The sequence below is a fragment of the Pseudomonas sp. 5Ae-yellow genome, assembly GCF_014077575.1.
Taxonomy (GTDB): Bacteria; Pseudomonadota; Gammaproteobacteria; order Pseudomonadales; family Pseudomonadaceae; genus Halopseudomonas; species Halopseudomonas neustonica.
On sequence record NZ_JACGWE010000174.1, the window covers coordinates 1 to 203 of the forward strand.

Annotated in this window: 1 tRNA gene; it reads right to left on the minus strand. The window is 55.2% G+C overall.

Annotated features, from left to right (window positions below):
- Positions 1 to 57 precede the first annotated feature (57 nt).
- Positions 58 to 149 (minus strand) — tRNA-Gly (locus H4J77_RS20495).
- Between the last annotated feature and the right edge of the window lie 54 nt (positions 150 to 203).

The window sequence follows — 203 nt, forward strand, 5'->3', positions numbered from 1 at the left end:
TCGCACCAAATCGCAGACACAAAAAAACCGCTGCTTGAGCGGTTTCTTTGTTACTTCTGGAGCGGGAAACGAGACTCGAACTCGCGAGGCTCGCCGCCCGCCCCCGACCTCGGCAAGGTCGTGCTCTACCAACTGAGCTATTCCTGCGCCTTCGCACCAAATCGCAGACACAAAAAAACCGCTGCTTGAGCGGTTTCTTTGTT